The following is an 8,316-nucleotide window of genomic DNA, read 5'->3' as shown; positions in this document are numbered from 1 at the left end:
CCGGCGGAACGACAACACGCCCGCACCGGGCAACAGCAGCATAAGAAAAACACGCATAAAGAAGTATGCGTCCGGGCTGTCCATGCGGAAAAGCCATACCACAGGCAAGAATGTATTTCTTTACAATTGCAACAAATAATCTCAGAAGCTGTTTTGAATTTCTCCAAAAAGTTTTTCTTGGCTTGATGTGTTCGTTTTCGTGTGTGCTTTGGGCGATAAATTCAAAACAGCTTCTTAAAAGGAGCTAGAAGACCAATACTTTTATGCTATTGGCTTTTAACTCCTGCCGAAGGCATAACTCCTTCTAACTCCTTTTACCTACTGGTTTCGTGAGGATATTCATATTATAAGAAGCTATTGATTTCCTGTTTTCACTTCGCTCCATGCCGGCGGATTAACTCCCATCAGGTGGCGGACAAAGAAATCGTAACGTTTATGTTCGCCGAAGGCTTCACCCATGGTGTGGTGCGCACCGGGAATAACCACCAATTCAAAATCCTTGTTGGCTTTGATAAGTGCATTAACTACTTGCATGGTAGAGGCAGGGTCTACATTGTCATCCAGTTCGCCTACCACCAACATCAGCGGACGGCTCAACAGATGGGCGTTTTCCACATTCGAACAGGCTTTGTATGAATCGTCTATCGGGTAACCCATCCACAGTTCGTTCCACCAGATCTTATCCATACGGTTGTCGTGGCATCCGCAAGCTGAATAGGCGGCTTTGTAGAACTCGGGATGTAGCAAGACGGCGTTCAATGCCTCTTGTCCGCCAGCCGAACATCCGAAGATACCTACACGGTCGAGGTCGATGTACGGATATTTCTGCGCAAGGGCTTTCAGCCAGGCAATGTGGTCTGCCAGTCCGGAGTCTTTCAGGTTCTTGTAGCATACTTCCTCAAACTCTTTCGAACGGAAGGAAGTGGTCATGCCGTCTACCTGCACCACGATGAAGCCTAGTTCGGCAATCGCCGACATGTAGCCGTTGAAGGGTGAGAAGGTCTTGGGCACGTACTGGTCGCCCGGACCAGAGTAGATGTATTCGATAACAGGGTATTTCTTCGAAGCGTCGAAGTTGGACGGGCGATAGACAATGCCCCACATATCGGTCTTGCCGTCGCGTCCTTTGGCGGAGAATACTTCGGGAGCTTTCCAGCCGTTGGCGGTAAGTTTCGAAATATCGGCTTTTTCCAGTTCCATTAGCACTTTGCCGTTTGCCGCATTGCGCAGTACGGCTACGGGAGCCTGGTCTACCTTGGAATAGACATCCACCAAGTATTTGTAGTCCGAAGAATACCATGCTTTGTGCATTCCCTCTTCGGGAGTCAGTTCTTTCATGCCTTTCCCATCAAAGCCGATACGGTAATAGTGTATTAAGTATGGATCTTCGTCTTTGTTCACACCGTTAGCCGAGAAATAAATCTGCTGGTTGGCTTCGTCTACGTATTGTACTTCCCGTACATACCATTCACCTTTGGTGATTTGGTTGATGGGGCTTGCCGTAGCGCGGTCGTATAGATACAGGTGGTTGTAGTTATCCCGTTCACTCGACCAGATGATGCGTTTGCCGTCGTTCAGGTAGTAGCGGTAGATGCGCGGATAGTTGACGTATTTTTCTTCCTTTTCTTCGATAAGCGGGCGTACGCTGCCATCAGTTACCGACATTTCGAGTACCCGGTAGACTTTGTGTCCGCGTTCGTTGTATTCGAAGGTAATTCCTTTGCTGTCGTTGTTCCATATAGGTCCGTACAGTTCATACTGGTGGCTGAAGAGTTCGGTAGAAGGTATCAGCCGTTTGCCGTCTTCCACCCCGAAGATGCAAGGCACCTTGAAGGGCAGTTCATCGCCCGGTTTGGCGTATTCTTGCTTGTGCAGTTTGGGCTGAAGCTGGTCGGCTGGTGATGATTCCACGTAGTATACATACCGTTTCTCGGTAGGGCGGATGCGGCAAGAGGCTACATACTTCGAGTCTGGCGACCAATAGATATACGATGAGTAATAGTTTGCCATCGTGCCGTCCTGACTCAGTTGCTTTTCTTCACCGGTTTTGATATTGCGTACGCATACGTTGTCGTTTTTGATGAAAGCCACATACTTGCCATCGGGCGAAGTGACGGGTGCTCCCTCTTTTTCGTCATCCCGTTCCATCCAGTGGCGTTGCGGTCCCGGTGCAGGAAGGTTGCCTTCCTCGGTCAGCTTGTTGTGGGTAATGTCGAAGCACCAGCGCTTTCCTTCAAAAACGAAGCGCAAGGTGTCCAGGCTTTGCGACACGCGGCATCCGCGGATGGGAAGCTGCATCGGGTCGATTTCTTTGCTTGTGCTTGCGGCAAGGGATGCCGATAACTTGTTTGAGTCGAATAAAAGAGCGCGTTTCTTCTCGCTGGCATCTACTTTCACGTATTCCTCACCTTCGGGGGTATTTCGTATGTACCAAAAACAATCGGTGCCTTCTATCCACTGCGGGTTTACGTTGCTGTAGTATACTGATTTCGGACTGTATTTTTCGCGCAGCCCGTAAGCGCGGTTGTAATCTTCTAATGTGCCTTGCGCCCAAGCCGCACCGCTAATCAGGAGTGCGGCGGTAGTGAGTATGGAATATTTCATTTGTTTTCGGGTTTATATTGTGCAGGTAAAGCATTAAAAGAGTAAAGCAGTAAAGGAGATAAAGGAAGTGAAGTCCGGATATAAAGCTTTATTTTTTAGCGATATCATCTAAACTTTACCTCTTTTATCTCCTTACTACTTTACCTCCTTTACTACTTGAATACTATTTCACTTCCCATTCATAAATTCCGGAAGCGTTTTTCTCTGGTAATACGACTTCCAATTTGACGGCTTTGGTTTTGACCGGTTCGAAATCAACAATGTTCGGGTCGCCTTTCTTTACGCCGTAGTCGTTCAGGTTCTGAACCGGAGTCCATGCACCTGCTGCGTCCTTGTAGTAAATCTTCCATGACTTCGGGACACGGCATCCGCCCCATGGAGCGTCATCGAACCAATAAACCGTAGAGCTGGAGACGGTCATTTCTTCAGGGAACTCGTATGAAATCCATTCGGTTGTCCCTTCTTTAGGCCACCAATGATAATAAGGAATGGTACGGTCGTTCTCATCTTTTGGCACCAGTCCGTCGGAGATAGAAGAAAGCGATGAACCTTTGTGAGATGCATCTACCTTGCTTTTCGATGCCAATGTGGGGATAGCTGTCGGACGGGTAGCGTTTACTTCATAGGGCAACCATACCGCCATGTTGCCCGAGCCACGGTGTGCCCATGCATAGTAAGGAATCAGAGTCAGTGTATGGTCTTTCGCAACGAGACGCCCGTTGTCATCGTATTCCAAAGTTTGTGCCTGAGTCTTGATTTCATTGATACCGTACAGCAAATCAGGTTTGCCTACCACTTCAAATTTCGGTGTGCGGTTCATCAGGATGCTCAGTACGTCGAAGTCGTTGTCGGGCCATTCGGCACAATATACAATCGGGCCTCTTTCTATCGCAATGCGTCCACGGTCGGCTTCCACTTTGTTGTTGGCTTTGACGGTGCGCGGTTCCATGTCGAAGTGCACTTCCACCTGGTCGCCTTTCTTCCATTTCCGGTCGATGGTGAAATAGCCTTGCTGCAGTTCAGCATTCATTTCTTCACCGTTTACTTTCACGCTGTATTTGGGGCGCAGTCCGTCGGTGTACATATACAAGTCGCTCGGCACGACTTGGTTTTGTACCCAGCCCGGTATGCGGACTTTCATGGCGAATTGTCCGGCACTGTTACGGTCTACGGTGATGGTGACATCTCCGTTCCAAGGATACGAAGTGGTTTGTGACAGTTCTACTTTCTTGCCGTTAACTTTCAGTGTCGCGTTGTTCGACATGAAAAGGTTGACGTATACATTGCGGTCTTTTACAGCATATACATATCCCGGAAGCGAAGGAATAAAGCGACAGATGTTCGACGGGCAGCAAGCACATCCGAACCAGGGCTGACGCTGGTGTTGTCCCATAGATTCCAAGGGATTGGGATAGAAGAATCCTCCGCCGTCGAGCGATACGCCCGAAATCAATCCATTGTAAAGCGTACGTTCCAGTACATCGTAATATTTGGCATCGCCATGCAACAGGAAGAGGCGGTAATTGACATACACATTGCCGATAGCCGCACAGGTTTCGCAGTAAGCCGACATATTAGGCAGTTCGTAGTTGGCTCCGAAAGCCTCGCCGTTGCTGGTGGCTCCGATACCGCCGGTAATGTAGAGCTTCTTACCTACAATGTTGTCCCAAATGCGGTCGATAGCATGTACATACGATGTGTCTCCTGTCAGGGCTGCCACATCTGCCATGCCGGCATACATATAAGTGGCCCGCACGGCGTGTCCTACCGCTTCGTCTTGTTCGATGACCGGTTTGTGTGCCTGGCTGTATTCGTCACGACGTGATGTGTAGCCACGTTTGTCGAGGAAGAATTTGGCTTGTTTCAGGTATTTTTCATCACCGGTGACAAGGTATAGCTTGGCAAGTGCCATTTCGGCTATCTGATGTCCCGGTACACGTACCACCTGGTTGGGGCCGTCGCCTATTTCACGGCATACACAGTCGGCATAACGGATGGCTATGTCGAGGAAATTACGTTTTCCGGTAGCCTGGTAGTGGGCGATAGCACCTTCTATCATGTGTCCTAAGTTATAGAATTCGTGGCTCAACTCCTCTACTTTCTCCCAGCGTTTGCTTCCTGCCCATTCGTGCGGGTGTTTGGGGTTCATCGTGCGTGAGGTATACAGGTAGCCGTCGGGTTCTTGCGCGGCGGCAACGATGGTCAGCACACTGTCGATGTATTTTTCCAGTTTCTTGTCGGGATAGGTTTGCAGCAGGTAGCTGGCTCCTTCGATGGTTTTATATACATCGGTATCATCGAAAGACAATCCGCCTACCTTGATGGTATCACTTGGATGGGCGGCCATCTCAAAATTTTTATAACGTCCCGTCTCTTCACATTTGCTGAATGCCAACGGAATAGTTGTTTCACGGCTCGCCTTCAGCCGTTGTCCCCAAAAAGAATCTGTAATCTTTACAGAAGTGAACGGAACGGGATCGATAGGATACCCATGTGCCGCCGTTCCCTTTTGTGCATATGCTCCTCCTGTTACGATAAAGAAGAGCAAGGCAGAAATCATCAGTTTTTTCATGATTTGTATTTTTTATGTGAGTTAATTGTTTACTGTCATTTCACTTTCCATTCGATGATTCCTCCCGATTCGCCCGGCTGGAGCTGAGCGGCTATTTTCAGTCCGGTGGTCTTTACGGGCTTGAAGTCGAGGCTGTTGTAGCAATCTTTCTTTACGCCGTATTCGCCGAGGGCTTCCACTTCTTTCCACGTGTTTCCTACCTTATAATATAATTTCCAGCTTTGCGGCACGCGGAAGTTGCCATCGTAGTGGTCGAAGTCGAGCCAGTACACCTGCACGTTCGATACGGTATAAGGCTGGTCGAACTCGTAGGCGAGGCTTTCTTCGGTGCCTTGTTTCAGCCACCAGTAGTGGTAAGGCTTCGAAGTATCCGACGAACGGCGTGGTTCCCATTGGTCGTTCACACCCCACGCATACGAGATGACCGAAGCCGATTCGGGTGCATCTTTCTGGATGGGTGCCTGTATGCTGAACGTCTGTGCCTTGCTGGCTATGGTCGGTTCGGGTGTCGGGGTAGCGTATTCCTTGGATTCGGGAATCCATACTTCCATCTGGTCGGCACCGCGATTGTTCCACGTAGAGTAAGGAATGGCGCGGAAAGTAACATCATTCACCGTACCGTCACGTTCCACTTCCTTGGCTGCTCCGCTCAATACCATTACGCCATTAAGCAGACTGGCATCGAAGGATGCGTCTATCTTCGTGTCGGGAGCAATGAACTTATTGAACACGGTACTGTCGGGCTGGTCTTTACCTTCCAGGCAGAACACAATGGGTCCGCGTTCCAGTGCCAACATGCCGCGGTCTATTTCTACTGAGTCATTCGCCTGGATGCGGCGCACGTCCATCGGAAGATCCAGCTCGATAACATCGCCTGCCTTCCAGCTACGGACCAAGGTTTCATAGCCATCACCTTCGGCAGCCCGTGCCGACGAGCCGTTTACTTTCAAGGTATATTTCTTAGGAGCATCGGTATAAGCGTAGAGGTCGGATGCTACCGGCGCACTCTTTGCCCAACTGGGGATGCGCAGACGGATGGCGAACTCTCCTTCTTTATCAGGCGTCACCTTAATGGCTATCTTACCGTTCCAAGGATATCCGGTAGTCTGTTCCAGTGTGACCTTGGTGCTGTCGGCAAGCTGCATCTCGGCTTTACCTTGTATATAGAGGTTGACGTAGATGTCGTTCTGCTGGGTGGCGTAGGCATAGTTGGGCACGGAAGCGATGAAGCGGGTCACATTACCCGGGCAACAAGCACAACCGAACCAACGTTGGCGTTCGTGCTGCCCCATCGATTCCAGCGGATTGTCGTAGAAAAACTTGTCGCCACTGAGCGAAACGCCGCTGATGACACCGTTGTAAAGTGCACGTTCCAGCACGTCGATGTATTTCGATTCGCCCGTGGCAAGGAACATGCGGTGGTTCCAGTACACGTTGGCGATAGAAGCACAAGTCTCACAATAGGCGGTGTGGTTCTGCAGTTCGTAATTCGGTCCGAAGCCTTCGCCTTGCGCACGCGAGCCCATGCCGCCGGTGATGTAGAGCTTCTTGCTGACGAGGTTGTCCCACAGGCGGGTCAAGGCGTGGAAGTATGCCGTATCATGGGTCAGGGCTGCCACATCAGCCACACCCGAATAGAGGTAGCCGGCACGTACGGCGTGGCCCACGATTTCATCTTGTTGCAGGATGGGCTTATGGTCTTGGCTGTATTCGCTCAGCTTGTGCCCGTCGGTGCCCCGTCCGGTTTCCTCGACGAAGTATTTCGCCATGTCGAGGTATTTCCGGTCGCCCGTCACCTTATATAATTTGCAGAGTGCCATCTCTACGATGGGGTGTCCGCTGGGGCGGTGTATCTGTCCTTCCTTCGGTCCGAAGGTCTTGCAGACGAGGTCGGCATTCTTGATAGCGACATCCAGGAAGGTACGCTTGCCGGTAGCACGGTAATGGGCGACGGCTGCTTCGTACATGTGTCCGCTGTTGTACAGCTCGTGGCTGTTGATTTTTTCCCATTTCGAGCGTCCCCACCATCCGGAGAGACGATAACATTTATTGGTGACGCAGGTAGTAAGATATCCGTCCGGTTCTTGTGCCGCAGCAATGATGTTGATGACGCTATCCAGGTAATGGTCCAGTTGCGGGTCGTATTTCACCGCGAGCGAATACGATGCCCCTTCTATTACCTTATAAGGATCGGTATCGTCGAAAGAAAAGTCGCCCCGGTGCTCTCCTTTTTTCAGTCCGGCGGCAATGGCGAAGTTATCAAATCGTCCGTTTTTCTCACATTCTTTAAATGCGGAAGGGATAGACACGGTGCGGTTGGTCTCGATGCGGGGCAACCAGAAGCTATCGCTCAGGTGCACCTGAGTGAACGGCACTTCCTGAATGGGAGCATCGGGCTGGATATAGGCAGGTTTGCCACACGAAGTGACTCCCAACGCTACAAGTCCGCTCATCAGTGTTAACAGATAGTTCTTCATATTATTATTTTTAAAATTTCATCTGCGCAAATGTAGGAGGAAATCTGAAAACCGGATAAAAAGATAGTCCATATTGATAAGAAAATAGTCGTGTAGAGGCCTACAGAATATGCTGTACAGCACGTTTAAACAGGATATAGACGATTTTGTCATCTGTTTGGATGATTTTTACAGATAAATATATCCACAAACCAATTGTTTTACTATGTTGTAAGAGATTGTTTTAATTTCTCCGATAAATTTGCTTAGCAGATACGAATTAATATATGATTGAATGGTTCAGGATTTGTTACAGACTACCTTCTTTTTACGTTTTCCATATGAAAACCGTACGGTTTCCATATCGAGAACGTACGGTTTTCAATTGGAGAACGTACGGTTTTGATAGGAAAACCATAAAAGGATGCCGTCCGGATTGATAATACAACCCTATCAGAAACTCCAAATATTGGGAAGGATTTTGGGATTTTGATTAAGAAGCTGTTTTGAATTTCTCCAAAAAGTTTTTCTTGGCTTGATGTATCCGTTTTCGTGTGTGCTTTGGGCGATTTTTGGGTCCTTTTCGCTCCTGTTCTTCGTCAGATAGCCCGCTATCTTCCTCATCACAGAAGCAAAAATGCCTCAAAAACTCATCCCAAATCATCGCACGATAAATTCAAAACA

Annotated in this window: 5 protein-coding genes; 1 reads left to right on the top strand and 4 read right to left on the bottom strand. The window is 49.2% G+C overall.

Annotated features, from left to right (window positions below; genetic code table 11):
- Positions 1-186 (top strand): hypothetical protein (locus B5F71_RS20835; RefSeq protein ID WP_206423862.1); only part of this gene is annotated, 186 nt, incomplete at its 5' end.
- A 168-nt stretch (positions 187-354) separates the two neighbouring features.
- Here B5F71_RS20835 and B5F71_RS17825 read toward each other — a convergent pair.
- The 4 genes from B5F71_RS17825 to B5F71_RS20490 form a co-directional block, all read right to left on the bottom strand.
- On the bottom strand, positions 355-2,604 hold the full coding sequence (locus tag B5F71_RS17825) for a DPP IV N-terminal domain-containing protein (RefSeq protein ID WP_087213026.1): 2,250 nt from the start codon (positions 2,602-2,604) through the stop codon (positions 355-357).
- A 163-nt stretch (positions 2,605-2,767) separates the two neighbouring features.
- Complete coding sequence (locus B5F71_RS17820; protein ID WP_087213024.1) at positions 2,768-5,176, bottom strand: beta-L-arabinofuranosidase domain-containing protein; 2,409 nt, start codon at positions 5,174-5,176, stop codon at positions 2,768-2,770.
- A gap of 35 nt (positions 5,177-5,211) precedes the next feature.
- Entirely contained in the window at positions 5,212-7,653 is a 2,442-nt protein-coding gene (locus B5F71_RS17815; protein ID WP_087213021.1) for a glycoside hydrolase family 127 protein, read from the bottom strand.
- A 472-nt stretch (positions 7,654-8,125) separates the two neighbouring features.
- The gene (locus tag B5F71_RS20490; RefSeq protein WP_158098142.1) at positions 8,126-8,296 is read right to left on the bottom strand and encodes a hypothetical protein; all 171 of its coding nucleotides are present in this window, start codon (positions 8,294-8,296) and stop codon (positions 8,126-8,128) included.
- Positions 8,297-8,316: the final 20 nt, after the last annotated feature.

This window comes from Bacteroides sp. An269 (genome assembly GCF_002159755.1).
In the GTDB taxonomy this organism is placed as follows: domain Bacteria; phylum Bacteroidota; class Bacteroidia; order Bacteroidales; family Bacteroidaceae; genus Phocaeicola; species Phocaeicola intestinalis.
The sequence above is the reverse complement of the archived record's forward strand: the minus strand, read 5'-3'. Positions and strand labels throughout refer to the sequence as shown.

What these genes read in the sequence shown, in the direction of transcription:
- B5F71_RS20490 (WP_158098142.1), bottom strand. Translation starts at nt 8,296, where the DNA reads ATGATTTGGGATGAGTTTTTGAGGCATTTTTGCTTCTGTGATGAGGAA.
- B5F71_RS17825 (WP_087213026.1), bottom strand. Translation starts at nt 2,604, where the DNA reads ATGAAATATTCCATACTCACTACCGCCGCACTCCTGATTAGCGGTGCG.
- B5F71_RS17815 (WP_087213021.1), bottom strand. Translation starts at nt 7,653, where the DNA reads ATGAAGAACTATCTGTTAACACTGATGAGCGGACTTGTAGCGTTGGGA.
- B5F71_RS17820 (WP_087213024.1), bottom strand. Translation starts at nt 5,176, where the DNA reads ATGAAAAAACTGATGATTTCTGCCTTGCTCTTCTTTATCGTAACAGGA.